This is a genomic window from Massilibacillus massiliensis, assembly GCF_900086705.1.
Classification (GTDB): domain Bacteria; phylum Bacillota; class Negativicutes; order FLKF01; family FLKF01; genus Massilibacillus; species Massilibacillus massiliensis.
In genome coordinates this window covers 3,056,703-3,077,196 of the sequence record NZ_LT575483.1, presented here as the reverse complement: position 1 = coordinate 3,077,196, position 20,494 = coordinate 3,056,703, and the positions used below count along the sequence as shown (strand labels likewise).

The following is a 20,494-nucleotide window of genomic DNA, read 5'->3' as shown; positions in this document are numbered from 1 at the left end:
TCTCCCTGCCTATATTGTAAGATCATTTTCTTCTTTAACTTCGATCGCTTGCCTAAATACTTCGGCTAAAATTAATGCGAATAAACCGATTAATACTGCCATCATTGTCACGATAACGGTTAAGAAAGAAATATAAAATACAATTTTGATAACGTACATTGCTGAAATACTCAAAGCCAATACTGCTATCCTTTTTAAACTATCTACATTTTCACTCATAAAAGGCTCTCGGTGAATTAAGCGTACGACCATTTTTCTTAATTCATAAACAACTCCAAAATAGAGCACCCCGGTAATCCATAAAAATACTAATAAAAACCAATAACTTTCTCCTACTGTCCAGCTATAATTATCAAAGCAAATTTTCAATATGATAGGTAAACCAAGTACCAGTACTGATACCCCTACCAATATAAATTCAAGTATGTATTTCACAACTGCCGCAAGTTTTTCATTTCTAATCATCGCCAACTAAAACCCCTCCTACTTTTTCCTTATTATAAGTTATCTTTAAATGAATAGCAATATATTTTTATCGATTATCAATAAAAATATATTGCTATTCATAATAAAAAGTAGTTTGTTAGGGAACATCTTTCTAGTAAATAAACTTACATGGTCGCATAAAAACTAAAAACTCCTGCCATATTCCTATAGATTACGGCAAGAGTTTTTTCTTTCGTGTTCATATTCAATTCATATTTAAATATAACGACATTTATCCATTTCGGCATTATGTACACCAAAAGTGCATTTATTTAGAATTCATTAATTTTTTCTCTTCTTTCTCCTGTGCATTATTACTGTCTTCTATGTTATCAATCACATTGTCCACTTTTTTCATTAGATCACGCCATTTCTTTTCTGACATCATAATGTTACTGTTAGCATCGTTTTCCTGCTCTTTCGCAAGCTTTTCCTTGATTTGATTTTTCCAATTCACAATCGCATTTTGGAATGTATCAGTCTTATTTTCACCGGGACTGCTCTTTGTTTTAGAGGTTCCAACCCCAGCGTAGTTTTGATATTGTGTTGCTATTCCATTGATGTTCATCATCTATTCCCTCTTTTATAAATAAATTTGTTTGAAAAACGCTCTAACAACGTTCCCTAAATTACAAATCGACTGTTCTGTTTGACTGTTTACCATTTAAATTTTAGTTCGTTAGGATTTTAGCTCCATGTGCAATATAGAATAATGCTTTCCTGCACCATCAAATTCAGAACGATTTACGACGCTAAAGCCCATGTGCTTATAAAATTCAACAGCCTGCGCATTCTGCTCATTCACATCTACTAGTTTCACTTTTTCTTGCTCTATCGCATAATTAAGCAACGCTTTACCTATACCATTGCCACGCGATACAGGATGAATAAACAGCATTTCGAGTTTATCCTCCGCTATGCCCATAAATCCAGTAATTTCACAGTTACTATTTTTGTGACAGAACAACTTCACTTGGTAGAAATATTCATTCAAAATTAATGGCTTATAAAATTGAAGGTCTTCTTCCTTTAGAAAGTCATGCGTCGCCCGAACCGAGCTTTCCCAAATATGAATCAGCGCTTCATAATCATTTACAGTTGGTTGAACGATCATACGATTTGTACTCCTTCTTCAAAAATGACTATAGACAGGCATTTAGATCGAAATTAGTCTAACGAACCTTCCCTATTCTTATTTCAAAAAAATCCTACTTGATTTAAAGATTCTGTCGTCAATTGGGTATTATCTAAAGCCGCCTGTATCGTTTTGTGCTCATCAATTTCAAAAGGTTCTTTTCTAAAATCATTTACTTTCTCATCCCATGTCAACTGATATCCCTCGATATGTCCACCATATAATCGATGGGCATATATGATGAACCGATCAGGTGAACCAATATAACACTTGACTTCATCATATCTCTGGCTTGGTTTAAAATAATCCAGCGTATTCATATATTCAACATATTTTTCCTGTGCTTGGTCATAGCCAATAATTATATGTGCATTTTTCTTCGTCGATACATTCAACGTATGATACAAAATATAAAAATTCCGACCTGTATCGTTATGTTTAATTTGCTTGACTAGTGGTACATGTAAACCATAATACTGCTTTATAACTTTTCCATTATGCCAAATCGTAAAGACTTTGTTTTCGTTATCCTCCTGAAACTGAATGATTGCGCCATCAGGCTCTCTGAATTGGATTGGATCATAAACCATACCGGCTTCAATTTTACCACCCAACGGATGACAGGTAGGTTTCTCATCCATCCCAATAAGACCACTTGCCGTCACATTAGTAGAGCACACAACAATCAAAAAAGCTGTAATAACTAATATACATCGCATTATTTTCCCTCCTTAGTACTGACAATGGAATTCCGCCACATTTATATTCTAACAATTTTTTTCATATTACATGTTCACTTAGAAAAGGCGAGAAGAATTGAGCTCCTACTCGAAGGCATTGTCTTTTATTTTTATTGTAACAAACCTATAATAACTGATTGAGCTTGCTTTCAGGCTCTTCACCATTCTCTACATGTTTTATATTATTCACAAAGAAATCATATCTTTTTTATGGAATTTGAACCCGGCAGGCATGCCTGCCGTATGGGGAGTAAGTATTACATTACTTAGCTTCCGAAGTTCACTGCCAATTTCAAGTGGTTCAGATTCAAACACGTCCAGGCATGCGCCTGAAATTCCCCTGTTTTTTAATGCATCTATCAAGTCTCTTTCATTGACAATCCCGCCGCGGGCTGTATTGATAAAGAGTGCTGTATTCTTCATTTTCTTAAATACCGATTTGTTGATCAGCTGTTTAGTTTGCTGATTCAGAGATATATGTACACTTACTATGTCCGATGTGCTTACAAGATTATCGAAATCCGTCATTTGCACAAAACCGTCAGACTGTACAACGGTATTTCTAGTATAAGCCACCACATTCATATCAAAAGCCCTGCAAAATTCAGCTACTTTTTTCCCGACGGCTCCCAGACCGATAATTCCAATCGTTTTGCCCTTTAATTCACTTCCTGTATAGTCCAATTGATTCTCATCCATCTTGTTTTTCATGAAAGAATCAAGAAACGGAATGTTTTTATAATAAGACAATATCAGTGCCATTACGTGCTCAGCTACTGCCTGTGCATTCACTCCTGCAGCATTGGCCACCCAAATACCGAGCTGCGTGCAGGCATCGATATCTACGTTATCAAATCCTGCCCCCGTCTGTACCAATTTTAAATTTTTTGCAGAAGCAAGCAGGCTACTGTCCACTTTAATATGTTCAGGTATGATTACATGGCAATCTTCAATATGGTGCAGCATTTCTTTCCCGGGCGGAACAATTACAATGTCCCAGTCTTTCGGAAAATGCCTTGCAATATTTATTTTTGAAGTCTCGGTAAAAATGCCAACTATGAGAATCTTCACTGCTAAACCACCTTTCATGATCTACACATCGTCTTTTGTGTACCTATTCATTTCCTTATGAACTAGATAAACCATGTTAAAAAGTAAGATAATACAATATACTTCTGCCTATTTATCAATGATAAAAATTCATACCATATGCCGCACGAAATAAAGCATTTGCTAATATTACACCACGTTCATTAACCATATTATTTTTACTTCTTTTCACTTCCAACCATTCATGCATATATCCATCATAAGAATAGGCTTTCTGTTGGTCATAGTTATATCGAAACACAACTTCCTTTTGCGTGACCGAACCAGTATCTCCGCTAACATGAATCGTCGTTCCTGTCAATTGATACTTAGGTGGATTGTATTCATTTACCAATATAGATGACAGCTCCAGATAATTCTTTCCTTGGTATGCTGTATATAAAAATTGATAATTCGGGTTATCATCATATTCATTGGCTAAACAAATTGATGCAACTCCTAACATGACAATTACCAGCACTAACCTTATTAAACAATTCGATTTTCTTTCTCTAAGCTTCATCATCTACAACACTCCTTACTGTAATTTACGAACATTGGTTTTGTAATTAAGCTATTTTAAAATATTTGTGATTTTCATTACTCCATAAGTCATTCTCTACCCAATTCCTGCATCACTTTTTAATCCGCTTACTATACAAAGTACAAAATCATATATTTTAGATATAAACATATCCTATTTTTTATACCAATCCAAAGATTTCATAATCTTATATGCAAATTTGTATCTTTCTTTTTCGCCTAAAATTTTTTGTGTAAAATATGTTGCTTCCTCTGTTGGATTTCCATATTTCTGTTTAAAATCTTCCATCCTGCGCCAGACAAATTCTTCACATTCATTCACAGTATTACCAACATATATATCAAAATTAGATATAGGAATATTATTAGGATTATGATTATCGTAAAAAGTAGCTTTGTATGCATTTGATTTTCCATCAAGTCTGATTGAAATTGACATTTTACTTTCTAAATTAATAAATCCCCTAAGCGTAATTGAAAATTTATTTTTAGTCCCTCCAACCCAAACTGACCAATTATACTCCTTTGCACGATTTACTAAAGTCGTAACGAGACTTGAATATTCATCCTCTCGAAACTTTTTCCATCCATCATTATTTCTAGTTTTCGTAAACTTTCTCCAATTGTCAGTTGATATTGTATCAACATTACTGATATTAAAAAAACTTGTTAATTCTTCAAGTCCATCTTGATAATTTTTTCGAAAATCTGCATACTTTCGATCCGCTAGAAAATAAGGAATAGAGCATTGGCGATAATAAATGGGAAGTATGAATATTTTCTTGGTTTGCATTTGTCTTATCCAGCCCGCACTTATCTCACTTTTTACCCACTCAGATTCTAATGCTTCATTTGATAATATAATGCCAAGATATTCATTTTCTCTTATTCCTTCTTCAATCTTCCATGTAATTGATTCACCAACTTTAATTTCCCATTTATCAAACCATGCATTAACCCCCAGCCGTTTTAAATCTTTAGCTAATTTCTCAACAAATGCTTTATCTACACTTGAATGACTCAAAAAAATACTAGGCATAAATTCCTCCAAAATACTTTTATAGATATTAGACCAGCAAGGATAATTCTGTTAATTAATCTAGATCGTACTATATTATAATTAAAAAATTCCCTAAAAAATAAAGAACTCCTTCCAAATTAATAAAAATTTGGCAAGAGTTCTTCTTTTTCGACATGAACAATGAGATGACGGGTCTTGATCCATCTTTCAAAAGCCGTTTAGAAAAAAATACTAAAGTATGGTATAATTATTTAGTCCGTATACGGACTATTTTATATTTATGTGAGGGTTTGATTCATGTATAACAATGATATTAGGCAAGATATTAAAGCCTATTATGATATATATTGGGGCATAAATTCGGTTTACGAACATTGGGCGAAAAGACGGGGTTTAACGATAAATTCGCTTTTTACGCTCTATGTGATTCACAAAACTCCCGATCCCTGCACGTCCAAATTACTCTGTGAAAAATTGCTTTTACCAAAGCAGACCATAAATACGATTTTAGATTTCTTTGAAAAGAAAGGACATCTTACAAGAAAAACAGCTGTTAACGACAAACGCAGTAAACATATCATACTGACCACCGCCGGACAGCGATATGCGGATCTGCTTTTTTCTGAATTACTAGCGTTTGAACAAAAGGCTTTTGAGAATATGAGCCCTGCTGAGAGAAATGGCATGATAAAAGGTAACTCTGCCTTTTATCATAATTTAAAACAAATTTTAGATACTATCTAAGGAACATGCTAAATTCATCCGACAATCTATTCATCGTTCAAAAATGATTTCTTATATAGTTAGCATTTTGGAGGTTTATTGATGCATAAACAGTTTTTAAAATACGTTATACCATCGATGATCACTTTTCTATTTACCGGCATCTACGTTAGCATAGATGGATTTTTTGTAGGGCAAACGGTCGGTGACGTTGGGCTTGGCAGCGTGAATGTAGCCTGGCCACTTGCCGCACTAATTCTTGATATGGGGATAGGCATCGGCATGGGAGGCTCTATTCTTATCTCAAATTATCTGGGTGCAGGTGACAAAGAGAAAGCAGATAAAGCTTTCGGTAATACGCTCGTTGCCTTAGTGCTTTCCTCCATTGCACTTACAATATTTCTACTGTTTTTTGGAAAACAGCTCCTGCGGCTTATGGGCGCTGAAGGAGAAATACTGGAACTGGGTCACCAATATATCGAAACACTTGCATACGGAGCGATTGTACAAGTCTTTTCATCCGGAGTCACACCACTTCTTCGCAATCAGAATAAGCCTTGGATCGCCATGACACTGATGTTGATGAATTTTACGATTGATACGGTTTTAAGCGGAGTGTTTGTCATGCTGCTTGGCTTTGGTGTCAAAGGTGCCGCGCTTGCCACAGTAGTCGGACAATCTATCACACTGATTCCTGCCTTATTTATTTTATTTAAAAAGGAACATCGAATTCCTGCGCACTTCTATAAATTGCAAAGAAACATGCTGCAACGCATCCTTCGAATTGGACTACCCGTTTTTGGTCTAAGTTTTATCCCTTCTTTAACTATACTGATCATGAATCGTCAGGCAGTAACTTATGGTGGAACGACGGCAATCGCTGCTTTTGCTGTTATTTCTTATGTTTTAAGTATTGGACAGCTTTTATTACAGGGAATAGGCGAAGGCTGCCAGCCTTTACTTAGTTTCTATTATGGAGCAAAAAATGCACAAGCGATCAGAACCTTTCGCAACTGGTCTTATCTACTAGCTTTTTTTCTAAGCATTCTTTCAACGACTGCCATTATGCTCCTGAATCATCAGATTGCTGCTTTTTTCGGGGTGTCCAAAGAAACCGCCGAGGTTTTGCAATTCGCTTTACCGATCTGTGCTTTATCGTTACCGCTCTATGCTTTTTCTCGTGTAACAACAGAATATTTCAATGCACTAAAAAAGAGCAAAAGTGCCGCCGTTATGGTATACGGAGAAGCTTTCATCCTGCTCCCTCTTACAGCTTTTATACTTCCTAGTATTTGGGGCGTAAATGGTATATGGATTACAGTTACTTTTGTACAACTGCTGCTTCTTCTTATCGGAATTTATCTTTGTCTACGGAACCGTCATATTTTAGACAAACTATCTTCTTAAAAAACTGAGGATTTTACTTCGCCATTGTATAATGCTATGCTTTTAGTTAAGAGGTGGTAGAATGTTAAGAGATGCGGAGAAAACGATAGGAAACTTAATTGACAAACAGAGTGTTGCCTTTATTAGTTCGGTGGACGAAAGTGGATTTCCTAATACAAAGGCCATGCTTCCTCCGAGAAAAAGAGAGGGCATAAAAACCTTTTACTTTTCGACAAACACTTCTTCTATGAGAGTATCGCAGTATCGTTCTAATCCAAAAGCGTGCATCTATTTCTGTGATAAAAGATTCTTTAGAGGAATCATGCTAACAGGCACAGTCGAAGTGTTGGAGGATGCCGCGAGTAAAGAAATGATTTGGCAAGAAGGCGACACGCAGTATTACGCTAAAGGTGTTACAGACCCAGATTATTGCATCTTGAAATTTACAGTACGCACCGGACGATATTATGCTAACTTTAAGTCTGAAAGTTTCTCCATAGATTAAGAACACAATATAGACAGAATTGATCTACTAGATCTAAAAGGGGCGTCGCTTTAAAATGCGACGCCCCTTTTTTGCACTTGGTCTTTTATGAAATATCACTTTAATTTATATATGTAACATCCAGTGAATTTCTATCTACTAGTCTCCTATATTTATACTTAGGATACCCCACCATAACTGCACCTACTACAATTTTTTCTTCGGGAATATTGAATAAATTCGTCAATGGTGAATTTTCGATAGCTGCAAAATGTTCAAAAATTCCGGCCCAACAGGTTCCGAGTCCTAATGACGGGGCAAATAACTCTAGATAAGTTAAACAAGAAATAGCGTTATTTTTAGCATATAATAAATTTTTATCGGCAATTGCTATGATTAAATTTGGTGCACCGCGGAAAACCGAATCAATGCCTCTTTCTCTATACCCAGTAATCGCTACTTCTAATAAATGCCTTACGGGAGATTTTTCTATCATCTGAATCGTCAGTTCAACTGATTTTTCAAGTAATTGTTTATTTTCTATTATAACATAGGATATACCTTGACTATTCGATGCAGTGGGAGCTAGTCTAGCTATATTCACTAATTTTGACAAAAGTTCTCTTGGTACAGGCTTGTCATGATAATTTCTTATGGAACGGCGAGATCTTAAAAAATGCTCTGCCTGCTGTGGATTTAATTTAGGAAAATCCTTCATATCCACTTGCTGTGCTAGAGGTGTTTTTTTATTATCTATTGCAGTCTTGGGACATATTGCAACGCAATGTCCACAGGCAATGCAATTGCTATCCGCCACTTCCTCTGGCCCTTTCTCCCCCATCTTTAGAACATCTACCGGACATTCTTCAATACAAAGCCCACATTTAATACACCTTTTGTTGACTGTAATTAAGCTCATGATAGTCATCTCCTCAATAAAATAACCAACAAGTGTTGAATATCAAACATTTGTTTAATATAATAGTAGCAATGCTATAAATTAAAATCAATAAATAACATAACCACATATGTTGATTAATAAACAAAACAGATAAAAATGTTCATTTATAAAATACGAAGGAGCAATTTCTTATGGACAGGCGTATTGAAAAATCCAGGCAAGCCATTATGGAGGCTTTTACTAAACTAATGCTGGAAAAAGATTTTGAAAAAATTACAATTCATGAAATTGCCGAACTGGCAAATGTAAACCGGGGAACTGTATATGCGCATTATGCTGACATATTCGATTTACTGGATCAGTGCATAGAAAATCACTTAAATAAATTATTTGAAAATTGTCAGCCAAGAGAAAATGATACTAAGATTTCTGGTAAGAATTCGCTTTGTAAAACCTTTAAATACTTAGAACAAAATGCTTTTTTCTATTCAAAAATGCTCATGAGTAAAAGCATTGCTGTTTTTAGAAATCGATTGCATGCTTTAATGGTGAAGAGTATTGAAGAACAAATTGCGATAAGTGGTATCCCTAAAGATGTAAACAAGGATATTATGGTACAATATTTTGCTTCGGCAACCATTGGTGTCATTGAATGGTGGATTACAAATGCAATGCCTTATTCCGCTGAATATATGGCAGAACAATTATTGTCGCTGATGGAGAGATATCAAAATCTACATAAACTCGATTCTAAAGCAAATTATATTTAAATCGTCATTCCTCTAGCAATCCTTCACATGCATGATAACGTACATGACAGCGGCTACAAGATGTCCAAAACTTTATGTTCTTTTGAAATCCAATATCATCCCCTACGCATTCTGCTGCTGAATTTTTAGATCGGATGATTGATGGGATATTGCGGTTTTCGTCCGTGAAGCACATCATCAATGGCTTTCGCACAAGAAATTCCCATAGCGTCACGTGCTTCTGATGTCATGCCCGCATTATGCGGAGATCCAATGAAATTGCATAAAGTAAACAATTGATTATCTTTATCTACAGGCTCTGCTGCAAAACAATCCACCGCCGCACCAGCAATTTCTTTATTTTTCAAAGCAATGAAAAGATCATTTTCATTTACAATTCCGCCCCGCGCGCAATTGATCAGCACCGCACTGTTTTTCATTTGCCTAAGTACACCTGCATCAATCATATTTCGTGTTTGCGGGGTCGCAGGGACATGTAAGCTGATCGCATCAGAATTTGCATATAATTCCTGCAATGATACGATCTGTACATACTCAGCAAGATGATCTTTATCAACATACGCATCGTATCCAATGATATTCATATGGAATCCATGATGTGCAATATGCGCTACCTCTTTTCCGATATTCCCCAGACCGATAATGCCTAAGGTTTTTCCTCGTAACTCAATCGTTGGTAAGGTATTACGAATATCCCAATCACCGGCTTTCATCTCATTATAAGCATGATGCAGTGATTTCACCGTAGCTAATAACAATGCGATTGTATGTTCAGCCACAGAATATACATTTGTATTTTTAGCAATTGTCACATAAACGCCTTGGCGTTCTGCCGCTTCTACATCTATATTATCTGTGCCTACTCCGTGCCGTGCTATAATCTTTAACTTCTTCCCTGCCGCAATTACCTGTTTTGGATAAGGCTCTGTTCTGGCAATAAGTGCATCACAATCGATAATTTCCTTCTTAATCGTCTCTTCATCTGCCGCAGTTCCGATTACAACTTCATATCCTAAATCACGTAAATATTTTTTCCCAGCGTCACTAATATCTTGAGGAATGAAAACTTTATACATCAAATCCGCCCCCTATTAATCACATTTCCCTCTGCTTTCTCAGCAAAGATTTTTAATGAAAACTTATGCAGTGCTTTACAAAAATCATGGCATATCAGCGGTCAATTGAATTCATGTCAATATACCGCGCATCATTTCACAACTTCGATTTTTAATGATTTAAAACGACTTGTCTTACCGATTCTCCTTCCTTTTGATTTATCTTCCTTAACTAAATCATCTACATAAAATAGGTATTATAATTTATATGCCAGTTCAATAAAAGTTTGTACAAATACATTCGAAATCCGTGATAGAATTTAAATGTTTCCTAATCACGCTATTATTGCAATTTATCATATTTTTCACTATAATAAATATAAAAAATGCAATTTAAAAACTGGAGGAAATGAGATGAAACGTTATAAAAAATTATTACAAATAACTACATTGGCATCAATTGCTATACTTTCTATAGCTTCCACCTCTTTTGCTGCAATGAACGAGACAGCTGCAAGGGAACTTGCTGAAAAATGGGTACCAGAGGGTTCCATCTATACATCAATGAATGTCGACGATCACGAGTATGAAGTCGAATTTTTTCATAAAGTAACAAACGAAAAGTACGAAGTTGAAATTAGTAAGTTGACCGAGAAAGTAACCGAAGTACAATCAAAACGCAGGCACCATACAGGCAACTCAAGCGTAAAGTTAAGTGAAGCTGAAATAAAGACGATTGTCCGCAATGAATTTCCAGATGCAGTCATTCATAAAATCAAACTGGAAACTAGCGACAAGTACTGGGAATATGAAGTGAAGTTTACAGCCAAAGGCCTGCATGGAGAAATGGAAATCGATCCGCAGACAGGGATCATTATTGAAAGAGAAATTAAGTATTCACCAGCCTAATGGGTTCCGCTAAAAAGCCCTCTTTTATTAGACAATTGCTAATGAAAGAGGGAGTGTCAAGAATTTTGTGTAACAAGATTAAAAGTGTTGTTCATATTTTTGAAAAATCGGCTGAATCCTAGTATCAATTGAAAGTTGGTTTCGAACCATAGACCAATTGAGAACTGGGCGATCATGCCATTTTTTATAAAGTTCTGTAACTCGTAAATACAATACTTTCAGTATGGCGTTTTCATTTGGAAACGCTCCTTTTTTTGTCACTTTTCGGAAACTTGAATTCACGCTTTCTATGGCATTTGTTGTGTACATAATCTTTCGCACTGCACTACCGTAATTAAAAAGCTGCTCTATATGTGAGAAATTCCGTTCCCATACGCTAACGGCTCCAGGATAGTTTGCCCACGCCACTTTAAATCGCTCAAATTCCGCAATTGCCGCTTTTAAACTTGAAGTTCCATATACTTTCTTTAACTGGGCTGTAAATCCCTTATAGTCCTTACTTGGAACATATTTTATAGAATTTCTTATTAAATGCACGATACATCTCTGTACATTTACGTCTTTAAATATTGCTTTAGCTCCATCTTCTAATCCGCTCAATCCATCCATACAGATGAATCCGATATCTTGTATTCCTCTAGCCTTGAGCTCATCGAAGATTTGCATCCAGGTATGCTTACTTTCATTTTCATTGATCCATAATCCTAAGATATCTTTATGACCATCCATGTTGTACCCAAGAATCGTATAAACTGCGCAACTCTTAACTTCATAATCTTTTCGAATTGTCACGTACATGCAGTCGACAAAAACAAATGGATAGAATGGATTTAAGGGACGTTTTTGCCATTGATCGAGCTCTTCTAATATTTTATCTGTGATGATTGAAATTTGTTCATGAGATATTTCAAAACCATAGATATCTTCAATCGTTGCGGCTATATCTCGTTGACTGAGTCCACGCGCATACATCGCTAAAACTTTTTGCTCAATGTCAGATACATTGGTTTTATGTTTGGGTATAATTTGTGGCTTAAAAGTCGCTTGACGATCACGCGGAACATCAATTGGAATAGAACCCAAAGAACTTTTAAGAGTTTTTTGTGAATACCCATTACGACGATTTGAGGATTCTTTTTCACCACGATCATTACTTGAATAACCAAGATGGTGATCTAATTCACCTTTTAGCATTGCTTGGAACATCGGTCCGAAAATATCTTTTAAGGCATTTTGCATATCTTCGACAGATTTTGGTTGATATTTTGCAATAATTTCTTGGGCAAGCTGTTCTTGTTCAGAGTTTTTTCTAGCCATTTTTTCGTCCTTTTCGTGTTTAATATTTTTTATTATCCAATATTAAAATAATCTGTGCAAGTTTTATACTTACACAGATTATTTTACACTCCCATGAAAGAGGGCTTTTTATACTATATCCAAACTATAATTTAAATTTGATCTTACTATTTCTATTGTATACATGAAAAGATTCTGCAATAAAACTCCTATTTAAAACAAGCAATCAATTTCGCAGAACTGCCCACAACATTTATTTCTCACAACTATAAACTAAATGCAGCATTTCCTTGTCTTTATATTGTTTCATATATTCACCTTCGATTGTCATGCCAAGCTTTTCAGCCACTTTTCTCGATGGCAAATTATTGGGTCTGATTTGCGCAATCACCTTATCTGCACCTAGATGTTGAAATGCATATTCCATCGATGCCTTGGCTCCCTCTACAGCAAAGCCTTTTCCCCAGTACTGTTTATTCAAAATATAAGCAATACCAATCTGCTCCCCGACTCCTATCTTTTCGAGTAAAGGCCCAATCACGCCGATAAAACGATACGTATATTTTTCTATGACAGCAAAATATGAATACCCCTCATTGCTGTAACGATTTAAATTTTTATCAATCCAGCTCTTTACTTCTTCATCCGTGAACTCATGTTCCCATGCGTACATCACTTCTTTATCCTGCAAAATAGAACATAGATGGTAAAAATCACTCTTCACAATTTTTCTAAATAACAATCTTTTTGATTCAAAAATCACTTCCAAAATTATCACCGCCAAACCTATTGTTAAAATTTTGTTAATTTTCTGAAATAAAAATCAACAATTCATACATAGCGAACTTTTCTCCGTGGAATTTTTAAGTCAAAGACTTTTTCTGATTTTCACATTTAAGTATTTGACTCGTTCATATGTATTTTTTAATTTAAATCCTTTTTATTTCTTGTAAACTTCTATATATAGAGAAACAAATCCTTTTATTTTTCTATATAAAATTTCCGGTTTGTAAAAAGATGTTTTAGCCCCAAGATAAAGTCCATAAACCTCTTACGAGTTCGATAAACATCAGCTATGGCTTCCCCTAAAATCGAGTAGGAGCTAAATAATTAATTTATTTAGCGACCTCTCACACCACCGTACGTACCGTTCGGTATACGGCGGTTCAATAATTTAACGTAAATGGAGTACCTCGTATTTCTTTGCTATGTTCATGTAGCCTAGAGATTCGAGGTATTTGTCTGTTAGTGTCCGTTGTAAAATAGCACTTCCAGCGATACGTCAATAACCTAATCGGGTATTTGCATACTGCCAAGCCCTATTTCTATCTAATCCCAGCTTTTGCAGATTCATAAATCGAGTGGTTATTTTCTTCCACTGCTTCCATAGATACATTCGCAGCCTGCGTCGTATCCATTTATTTATTTCCTGTATCTGCGTCCGCATATCCGCTATAGAGAAATAGCTTAACCAACCGGTTGTGTAGTTTCTCAATTCTTGCATTATGTCTTTTATTGAACGCCCACGACTTCGGCTCGTTATTTCTCTAATTTTCTCTTTATAGCGTTTGAGTACTTCTCCATGCGGTCGTATTCCGATTTTTCTCACCACTTTGTGCAATGAGAATCCCAGAAACTTCACCTTCAGTGGGCTTCCTACTCGGCTCTTTCGGCGATTGACTTGTAATTTTAGTTTTCTTTCTAGGAAATTCACGCAACTTTCCATAACTCGCTTTGCCGCACGCTCTGTCCGTACATAGATATTGCAGTCATCTGCATATCTTACGAACTTATGTCCGCGCTTTTCCAGCAGTTGGTCAAACTTTGTCAGATAGATATTCGATAACAGTGGCGATAGATTTCCTCCTTGCGGGGTTCCAGCTTTACTAGGACTGACTATGCCGCCTTCCATAGCTCCACTTTTCAGGTATCTTCGGATGAGGCTTATAACTCTCTCATCCTTGATTTCCTCGCGGAGCATGTTGATGAGCATGTCATGGTTTAACGTGTCGAAGTACTGCGCTAGGTCGATGTCGACTACCTTCTTGTATCCCTCCCGGTAGTACACTTCGCCTTGTTTTATTGCCTGATGCGCATTCCTTCCCGGGCGAAATCCATAACTTCTTGCGGAAAATGTCTTTTCGAAAATAGGCGTTAGCACTTGCGAAATTGCCTGCTGTATGAGTCGATCTACCACGGTCGGTATTCCTAGTTTTCGTATTCCTCCATCCGCCTTCGGAATTCCTACCCTTTTCACGGGTTTAGGAATGTATCTCCCCGCTTGCAGTGATTCAAGAAATTCTTCTTTGTTTTCCTTCAGCCATTCTTTCAGCTCGCCTACTTGCATCCCATCTACTCCGCTTGTACCTTTCTTACGTACTACCTGCGCATATGCCGTATTGAGGTTGTTTCGGTTTAGTATTTCTTCTAACAGGTTTACGCGGTTCTCTTTTGCTATTTCCAGTGTTGTCACGCTCCGCGCTCCCTTGTTACTCTCTGCTTCCAGCATACCCTGGCAAGGCCAGCCCATTTTATTGGTTTTCTGCTCTCTTAACATGACTCACCTTCCTTTGCTCACGAACTCTATTATTGTTCAGTCCTTCCCGAAAAAAAAATCTTCGGTACTATGACCTCGGCTGACTTCTCACAGTAAATCTTATTTCAACCATGTTTCGGAAGAATTATCTTCACATGTCTGTGAGACCTCCCCGGGTAAGAACGCAATCTTTCTCTCCATCTACCTGCCACATCTACAGGATTGACCTTGAATAGTTTGGGGCTTCAGTCTGTTCCGCGACTTTACCCGGTTTCCTCCTGCCTTATATGTGGTTTCTGTTCGTCAGGCCAGAGATTTGCCGCCAGCTTCCTTCAGATTCCACCTCGCGATGGACACCCTTGCTCTTGACTATGCGCTTGGCACTATTAACCCGCGCTCGGGACTTTCACCCGTTAGATTGCGCCCATGCCGGGCGCACGGAACGAAAAAGCTGCCACATTTTATCGTGGCAGCTTTTTCCTCTATATACAGCAATACTCTCTATTGCATATTCACTTGGTGGAGGCGAGGAGAATCGAACTCCTGTCCGAAAGCATTGACTCATAGGCTTCTCCGAGTGCTTCTTGTGCTTTAAAATTCACATCGTTGACGCCCACAAGCAGGCTTCGCGGATACTATCTCGATCTATTTCCCAGTCAAGCCTCCGAGAATTGGCTATCAGGTATCCCGCTAATTGACCTCTTTTCCAACCCCGCAGGATTAGGTCAGAAAGAGGTTAGCATTAAGCTGCTAAAGCGTATTCGTTGTTTGCTTTTATATTTAAATAAAAGTTTCACCTTACTAACGGGTTGATGAACCCCCGACTCGCTACCTATGCTCCAACTACCCCCGTCGAAACCATTACGCCCCCGATTAAAGTAGTTCGCGGCACCATTTTCTGCACCGTATCTGATAGTATAACACACTACGCATCAAAATACAATTGGTCGTTTCTTCCACATGCATGATTTATTTAATAATCACGCTGCCGATCTTTTAACGCACGATCCATTTCGCGTTTTGCATCACGCTGCGCCAAGTCTTGACGCTTATCGTAGTTTTTCTTACCACTAGCAAGACCGAGTTCCAGTTTCGCCATACCACGTTTAAAATAAATTTTAAGTGGCACCAATGTGAATCCTTTTTCTCTCGTTTTGCTAAATAGTTTTACAATTTCTGCTTTATGCATTAACAACTTTCGTGGACGAAGCGGTTCATGATTAAACTGATTGCCTTCTTCATAAGGACTGATATGCATGTTATATAAATAGATCTCGCCTTCTCTGATCTGCGCATAGCTATCTTTTAAATTCGCCTTGCCAGCACGCAGAGACTTTACCTCTGTTCCCGTCAAAACCAAGCCTGTCTCAAACGCCTCATGAATATGATAATCATGTCTGGCTTTGCGATTTTCCGTTGCAGTCTTTATTCCTTCATTGCCTTTTCCCATTTTTCTCTCACCCCAGTAGCGCCTCGCGCCGAACTAACTCTTCATCCATTATAACAAATATGTATTTTCATGGTCAAATCTTAGGCATCGTTTATCTTCTAGTAAAATGAATACGCACTCAAACTCGAATGCGCATATCACACCCTACATAAAGTTGAAGGCTCTAATTTAAACGCAAAACGTTTGAGCCTTCAACTTGTTTACCAAAATCTAGCCTTTTCGAATTGTAACCTGCTGCATACATTCGTTTTTATATACTTACGATTCGTGCTTCGGTTTTGCTTTCGTCTTCACTTTGCTTTTATGCGTTCGTACACTTTTTTTCTTCGTTTTAGTCTTCGCTGATGAATGCCCGGTATTTCCTTTTGTTTTTTGCTTCGACTTTGTTGACGTCGTTTTTGATTTTTCCACTTGTTTTGATTTTTCTTTGTAAACAAATTTAGGTTTCTCTACAGGCGCCATCGGAATATAGGTACCATTATCGGCTAAAATAAAATCAATCGCTCTTGTTTCAACATTGGCTTGTGCGACGATTACGCGTGCTGGATCGCCAAGGCGATAGACTTTTTTCGTCCGTTCACCAATCAAAGCATATTGTTCTTCCACATACTGATAATAGTCATCTTCCATACTTGATACACGTACCAAACCTTCTACACCGTTTTCTAGCTCAATGAAAATTCCAAAGGCAGTCACACCATTGATGATCCCATCAAATTCTTCACCAATAAACTGTGCCATATATTCGATTTTCTTCATATCGACTGTTTCACGTTCTGCTTCAGCAGCAAGACGCTCGCGCGATGACGCATGCGCCGCAATCTCCGGTAGAATCCCGCGCAGCTTATCTTGGCGTTTTGGCGGAATCGTACCTGTTTTAAAAGTTTCACGCAGCAGCCGATGTACAATTAAATCCGGATAACGGCGAATCGGCGAAGTAAAATGTGTATAATAACGTGCCGCTAACCCGAAATGGCCAAGATTTTGCGCTTCATAGCGCGCTTGCTTTAAGGAACGCAGCATAACCGTACTGATAATGCGCTCTTCCGGACGACCTTCTATTTCTTTTAACACTTTTTGCAGCAATGCCGGTTGGATATCTTCATCATTAGGTCTTACAATATGCTGCCCAAATGTTGCTAAAAGTGCGTTTAGTTTTTCTAGTTTACCTGCTTCTGGCTGCTCATGAACCCGATACATAAACGGCAGTTTTAATTTCGTCATATGTTCAGCCACAGTTTCATTGGCAACAAGCATACATTCTTCGATAATGGATTCTGACAATGTACGAACTCGTTTGAGCAATTTGACTGGTTTGCCTTCGCCATCTAACTTGACCTTTACCTCTGGGAAATCAAAATCAATTGCACCGCGATTCATCCTGCGTCTTCTTAGTACATGGCAAAGCTCTTCCATATAGCCAAGCTGCTCTAAAATATCTTCATTATCTTTACGAAGTTCCTCATCTTTGTCAACGAGAATTTTACGCACAATATTATAGGTTAAACGACGATATACCTTGATTACACTTGGGAAAATTTCATACTTCTTTACATTCCCATCCGCATCAATTTCCATTTCAATGGACATCGCCAAACGATCTTCGCCTTGATTTAAGCTACAGATTCCATTTGAAAGCCGTGGCGGCAACATAGGAAGCACTCGATCTACGAGATATACACTAGTGCCGCGCGCACGCGCTTCTTCATCGAGGGGCATATTTTCACGCACATAATAACTGACGTCAGCAATATGCACACTGAGGAAAAATTTGTCTTTGCCGCGTTTTTCTACATAAACCCCATCATCTAAATCTTTCGCATCATCACCATCAATGGTAACAATCTTACAGTCGCGTAAATCACGACGCCCCTCGATTTCACTCTCATCAATGACATCCGGCGTCTGCTCAGCAGCTGTTTCTACTTTACTTGGGAACTCCATCGGCAAGTCATATTTTTTAATAACAGATAAAATATCTAAGCCAGGATCACCCACATAACCTAAAACCTCAATAATTTTCCCTTCAGCACTGCGACGGCGTTCCGGCCATTTGATAATTTCAACAACGACTTTTGCACCGATTTTCGCACCTAAAAAATGTTCTTTACTGATAAAAATATCTTGTCCGATTTTTGGATCATCGGGAACGACGAAGCCGAAGCTTTTACTGTTTTCAAACGTACCGACAATCTTCGTATTTGCACGAGAAACAATGCGGATGATCTCTCCCTCACGTGTCTTCCCCATACCGCTTGGCCGATTCACTCTGGCAACGACTCGGTCATTATTCATCGCACTCAGCATGAGTGACAAAGGAATAAATACATCCGTTTCCTCTGGTGTCTCACGCACATCCGGTATCACGAAGCCAAAACCTTTACTAGTCATACTCAGCTTTCCTACCACCAAATTCATGCGTTCCGGTGTACCATATTTATCTCGTTTTGTTTTAATAATATCAGCATTATGTTCTAGTTCTTCCATTGTAGACCAAAATTCATTCAGTTCATCGCCAGTAAGCTGCAATGCCTCCGCTAAGTCTTCGGCAGTCAATGGTTTATATGCTTCATGACGCATATAATCTAGGATTTTTTCTTTTAACATAACAATTCCTCCAATCTTCCGACTCTCTTTTTATTCATTTTGCCCAATTTGAAGAAAATTTACAATTTCATTAAAAACCTGCTCTCGTTCGTTATCTAAAGTAATTAAATGCCCCGATTGTTCCAACCAAACGAGTTTTTTCTGCTGACTTCCAGCATGATCATAAATAAATTCTGCACTTTCAGCATGTACTGTATGATCTTTACGACTTTGTATAACAAGTAATGGCGTCGTTAATTTTTTCAAATCATCGGCAACTATTTTAATGATCTGCAGTAAATAGTGTACACACGACATCGGGGTACGATCATAGGCAATACAATAATCTTGCGCGATATCCGAGAATTTGCGTCGTTTTTTCGGTACATATTTGCCCTTGCATTCTTCCATCGGCGGCAGCAGCTCGATCCCTCGATTGACAATATGAATCGGTGCACTGAGTGCCGTGACCGTCTTCACATCATATTCCATTGCCAGCTTCATTGACAAAATGCCACCTAAGGACAAACCGACTACATGTATCTCTTCACAGATATCTTTCAATATATGATAACCGTCACATACAGAATGATACCAATTGCACCAAGTCGTTGTTTCCATTTCTTCTACACTCGTTCCATGTCCACATAAACGAACACCTAAAACAGTGTAGCCTTGCTCATTTAAGTGTTTCCCCAACAAAAACATTTCCGTAGGCGTTCCAGTAAAGCCATGTACTAATAAAATGCCACATTTGCTGCCCGATAACAAGAAAGGTTCTGCTCCATCTATGATTGCTGCCACTATTACAACCTCCGACCAAAATACGCTTTATTTTTATTATACTATTGATAGCGAAAATTAGACAATTTTATTCTAAATTTAACACTCCTAGATTTAGCTTGCGCATTTTTTCGATAAAAAAACTTAAAATTCTTAAATACATATAAAAATGAGAACATAACAAATGATTGCATGTTCTCAAAAATAAAAACGCTCTAATTTTTCCATGGCGGTAAAACTAAAACGTTCATCATCACAATTATATTATGCAGTTAATTTTGCAATTACAAGCGTAATAATCCCGAATAACGCACCTAATATCATCGTTACTCTGGATAAAAAAGCATCAAGACCCTTAGCTTTGCCGCCAAAAACAGCATCAGCGCCGCCGGAAATCGAACCACCCATACCTGCACTTTTACTTGATTGCAAAACTACGGATGCAATAAGCAAAATACAGATAATCGCATCTATAATCATTAAAGCTGTGACCAAAACTATGCACCACCTAAAATAAATTTGTTATTTAACATCATACCACAAACGAGAATCATTTCGCAAGAAAAGCTAACATAAAAAGGAGAGAGCGAAAATAAAGCAA

General features: G+C 37.4%; 21 protein-coding genes and 1 other RNA gene. 5 read left to right on the top strand and 17 right to left on the bottom strand.

Annotation, left to right across the window (positions count from 1 at the left end):
• Positions 1 to 9: 9 nt before the first annotated feature.
• The 7 genes from BN6559_RS14740 to BN6559_RS14710 form a co-directional block, all read right to left on the bottom strand.
• Entirely contained in the window at positions 10 to 465 is a 456-nt protein-coding gene (locus BN6559_RS14740) for a DUF2975 domain-containing protein (protein WP_110956425.1), read from the bottom strand.
• Positions 466 to 754: 289 nt separating this feature from the next.
• The gene (locus BN6559_RS14735; RefSeq protein WP_110955430.1) at positions 755 to 1,057 is read right to left on the bottom strand and encodes a hypothetical protein; all 303 of its coding nucleotides are present in this window, start codon (positions 1,055 to 1,057) and stop codon (positions 755 to 757) included.
• A gap of 108 nt (positions 1,058 to 1,165) precedes the next feature.
• The gene (locus BN6559_RS14730) at positions 1,166 to 1,600 is read right to left on the bottom strand and encodes a GNAT family N-acetyltransferase (RefSeq protein WP_110955429.1); all 435 of its coding nucleotides are present in this window, start codon (positions 1,598 to 1,600) and stop codon (positions 1,166 to 1,168) included.
• Positions 1,601 to 1,683: 83 nt separating this feature from the next.
• On the bottom strand, positions 1,684 to 2,340 hold the full coding sequence (locus BN6559_RS14725; protein ID WP_110955428.1) for a hypothetical protein: 657 nt from the start codon (positions 2,338 to 2,340) through the stop codon (positions 1,684 to 1,686).
• Between the two features lie 207 nt (positions 2,341 to 2,547).
• Positions 2,548 to 3,432: an NAD(P)-dependent oxidoreductase gene (locus BN6559_RS14720; protein WP_199884036.1), complete on the bottom strand. Its 885-nt coding sequence runs from the start codon at positions 3,430 to 3,432 to the stop codon at positions 2,548 to 2,550.
• Between the two features lie 115 nt (positions 3,433 to 3,547).
• On the bottom strand, positions 3,548 to 3,976 hold the full coding sequence (locus tag BN6559_RS14715) for a hypothetical protein (RefSeq protein WP_110955427.1): 429 nt from the start codon (positions 3,974 to 3,976) through the stop codon (positions 3,548 to 3,550).
• Between the two features lie 171 nt (positions 3,977 to 4,147).
• Positions 4,148 to 5,032, bottom strand: a complete 885-nt coding sequence (locus BN6559_RS14710) for a toll/interleukin-1 receptor domain-containing protein (RefSeq protein ID WP_110955426.1) — start codon at positions 5,030 to 5,032, stop codon at positions 4,148 to 4,150.
• Positions 5,033 to 5,311: 279 nt separating this feature from the next.
• Between BN6559_RS14710 and BN6559_RS14705 the strand changes: the two genes are divergently transcribed.
• The 3 genes from BN6559_RS14705 (at position 5,312) to BN6559_RS14695 (ending at position 7,628) form a co-directional block, all read left to right on the top strand.
• Positions 5,312 to 5,758 (top strand): MarR family winged helix-turn-helix transcriptional regulator, encoded by a 447-nt coding sequence (locus BN6559_RS14705; protein ID WP_110955425.1) that lies wholly within the window; start codon positions 5,312 to 5,314, stop codon positions 5,756 to 5,758.
• A gap of 81 nt (positions 5,759 to 5,839) precedes the next feature.
• Positions 5,840 to 7,144 carry an MATE family efflux transporter gene (locus BN6559_RS14700; RefSeq protein ID WP_110955424.1) on the top strand — a complete coding sequence of 435 codons (1,305 nt, stop codon included), beginning with the start codon at positions 5,840 to 5,842 and terminating at the stop codon, positions 7,142 to 7,144.
• A gap of 61 nt (positions 7,145 to 7,205) precedes the next feature.
• Positions 7,206 to 7,628, top strand: coding sequence for a pyridoxamine 5'-phosphate oxidase family protein (locus tag BN6559_RS14695; RefSeq protein WP_110955423.1), 423 nt, complete (start codon positions 7,206 to 7,208; stop codon positions 7,626 to 7,628).
• A 100-nt stretch (positions 7,629 to 7,728) separates the two neighbouring features.
• Here the strand turns inward: BN6559_RS14695 and BN6559_RS14690 are convergent, their stop codons facing one another.
• Positions 7,729 to 8,526, bottom strand: a complete 798-nt coding sequence (locus BN6559_RS14690) for a nitroreductase family protein (protein WP_110955422.1) — start codon at positions 8,524 to 8,526, stop codon at positions 7,729 to 7,731.
• A 173-nt stretch (positions 8,527 to 8,699) separates the two neighbouring features.
• Between BN6559_RS14690 and BN6559_RS14685 the strand changes: the two genes are divergently transcribed.
• On the top strand, positions 8,700 to 9,278 hold the full coding sequence (locus tag BN6559_RS14685; protein WP_110955421.1) for a TetR/AcrR family transcriptional regulator: 579 nt from the start codon (positions 8,700 to 8,702) through the stop codon (positions 9,276 to 9,278).
• A 125-nt stretch (positions 9,279 to 9,403) separates the two neighbouring features.
• Here the strand turns inward: BN6559_RS14685 and BN6559_RS14680 are convergent, their stop codons facing one another.
• Positions 9,404 to 10,354, bottom strand: a complete 951-nt coding sequence (locus BN6559_RS14680; RefSeq protein WP_110955420.1) for a hydroxyacid dehydrogenase — start codon at positions 10,352 to 10,354, stop codon at positions 9,404 to 9,406.
• 393 nt (positions 10,355 to 10,747) lie between these two features.
• Between BN6559_RS14680 and BN6559_RS14675 the strand changes: the two genes are divergently transcribed.
• The gene (locus BN6559_RS14675; protein ID WP_199884035.1) at positions 10,748 to 11,242 is read left to right on the top strand and encodes a PepSY domain-containing protein; all 495 of its coding nucleotides are present in this window, start codon (positions 10,748 to 10,750) and stop codon (positions 11,240 to 11,242) included.
• Between the two features lie 78 nt (positions 11,243 to 11,320).
• On the opposite strand, the gene BN6559_RS14670 is transcribed toward BN6559_RS14675, so the two are convergent.
• From BN6559_RS14670 to secG, 8 genes are all read right to left on the bottom strand, one after another.
• Positions 11,321 to 12,559 (bottom strand): IS256 family transposase, encoded by a 1,239-nt coding sequence (locus BN6559_RS14670; protein ID WP_110955418.1) that lies wholly within the window; start codon positions 12,557 to 12,559, stop codon positions 11,321 to 11,323.
• Positions 12,560 to 12,791: 232 nt separating this feature from the next.
• Positions 12,792 to 13,301 carry a GNAT family N-acetyltransferase gene (locus tag BN6559_RS14665; protein WP_234407936.1) on the bottom strand — a complete coding sequence of 170 codons (510 nt, stop codon included), beginning with the start codon at positions 13,299 to 13,301 and terminating at the stop codon, positions 12,792 to 12,794.
• Positions 13,302 to 13,820: 519 nt separating this feature from the next.
• On the bottom strand, positions 13,821 to 15,095 hold the full coding sequence (gene ltrA / locus BN6559_RS14660; protein ID WP_199884034.1) for a group II intron reverse transcriptase/maturase: 1,275 nt from the start codon (positions 15,093 to 15,095) through the stop codon (positions 13,821 to 13,823).
• 496 nt (positions 15,096 to 15,591) lie between these two features.
• Positions 15,592 to 15,945: a transfer-messenger RNA gene (ssrA, locus tag BN6559_RS14655) on the bottom strand.
• 102 nt (positions 15,946 to 16,047) lie between these two features.
• Positions 16,048 to 16,524, bottom strand: coding sequence for an SsrA-binding protein SmpB (gene smpB / locus BN6559_RS14650; protein ID WP_110955416.1), 477 nt, complete (start codon positions 16,522 to 16,524; stop codon positions 16,048 to 16,050).
• A 258-nt stretch (positions 16,525 to 16,782) separates the two neighbouring features.
• Entirely contained in the window at positions 16,783 to 19,137 is a 2,355-nt protein-coding gene (rnr, locus tag BN6559_RS14645; protein WP_110955415.1) for a ribonuclease R, read from the bottom strand.
• Positions 19,138 to 19,161: 24 nt separating this feature from the next.
• Positions 19,162 to 19,914 (bottom strand): alpha/beta hydrolase, encoded by a 753-nt coding sequence (locus tag BN6559_RS14640; protein ID WP_199884032.1) that lies wholly within the window; start codon positions 19,912 to 19,914, stop codon positions 19,162 to 19,164.
• Between the two features lie 243 nt (positions 19,915 to 20,157).
• On the bottom strand, positions 20,158 to 20,388 hold the full coding sequence (secG, locus tag BN6559_RS14635) for a preprotein translocase subunit SecG (RefSeq protein WP_110955414.1): 231 nt from the start codon (positions 20,386 to 20,388) through the stop codon (positions 20,158 to 20,160).
• Positions 20,389 to 20,494 lie beyond the last annotated feature (106 nt).

Bases quoted from the DNA above. Each gene is read 5' to 3' on its own strand.
- BN6559_RS14705 (WP_110955425.1), top strand. From the start codon at position 5,312: ATGTATAACAATGATATTAGGCAAGATATTAAAGCCTATTATGATATA.
- BN6559_RS14735 (WP_110955430.1), bottom strand. From the start codon at position 1,057: ATGATGAACATCAATGGAATAGCAACACAATATCAAAACTACGCTGGG.
- BN6559_RS14730 (WP_110955429.1), bottom strand. From the start codon at position 1,600: ATGATCGTTCAACCAACTGTAAATGATTATGAAGCGCTGATTCATATT.
- BN6559_RS14725 (WP_110955428.1), bottom strand. From the start codon at position 2,340: ATGCGATGTATATTAGTTATTACAGCTTTTTTGATTGTTGTGTGCTCT.
- BN6559_RS14690 (WP_110955422.1), bottom strand. From the start codon at position 8,526: ATGAGCTTAATTACAGTCAACAAAAGGTGTATTAAATGTGGGCTTTGT.
- smpB (WP_110955416.1), bottom strand. From the start codon at position 16,524: ATGGGAAAAGGCAATGAAGGAATAAAGACTGCAACGGAAAATCGCAAA.
- BN6559_RS14710 (WP_110955426.1), bottom strand. From the start codon at position 5,032: ATGCCTAGTATTTTTTTGAGTCATTCAAGTGTAGATAAAGCATTTGTT.
- BN6559_RS14715 (WP_110955427.1), bottom strand. From the start codon at position 3,976: ATGATGAAGCTTAGAGAAAGAAAATCGAATTGTTTAATAAGGTTAGTG.
- BN6559_RS14670 (WP_110955418.1), bottom strand. From the start codon at position 12,559: ATGGCTAGAAAAAACTCTGAACAAGAACAGCTTGCCCAAGAAATTATT.
- BN6559_RS14700 (WP_110955424.1), top strand. From the start codon at position 5,840: ATGCATAAACAGTTTTTAAAATACGTTATACCATCGATGATCACTTTT.
- BN6559_RS14680 (WP_110955420.1), bottom strand. From the start codon at position 10,354: ATGTATAAAGTTTTCATTCCTCAAGATATTAGTGACGCTGGGAAAAAA.
- ltrA (WP_199884034.1), bottom strand. From the start codon at position 15,095: ATGTTAAGAGAGCAGAAAACCAATAAAATGGGCTGGCCTTGCCAGGGT.
- BN6559_RS14685 (WP_110955421.1), top strand. From the start codon at position 8,700: ATGGACAGGCGTATTGAAAAATCCAGGCAAGCCATTATGGAGGCTTTT.
- BN6559_RS14675 (WP_199884035.1), top strand. From the start codon at position 10,748: ATGAAACGTTATAAAAAATTATTACAAATAACTACATTGGCATCAATT.
- BN6559_RS14740 (WP_110956425.1), bottom strand. From the start codon at position 465: ATGATTAGAAATGAAAAACTTGCGGCAGTTGTGAAATACATACTTGAA.
- BN6559_RS14695 (WP_110955423.1), top strand. From the start codon at position 7,206: ATGTTAAGAGATGCGGAGAAAACGATAGGAAACTTAATTGACAAACAG.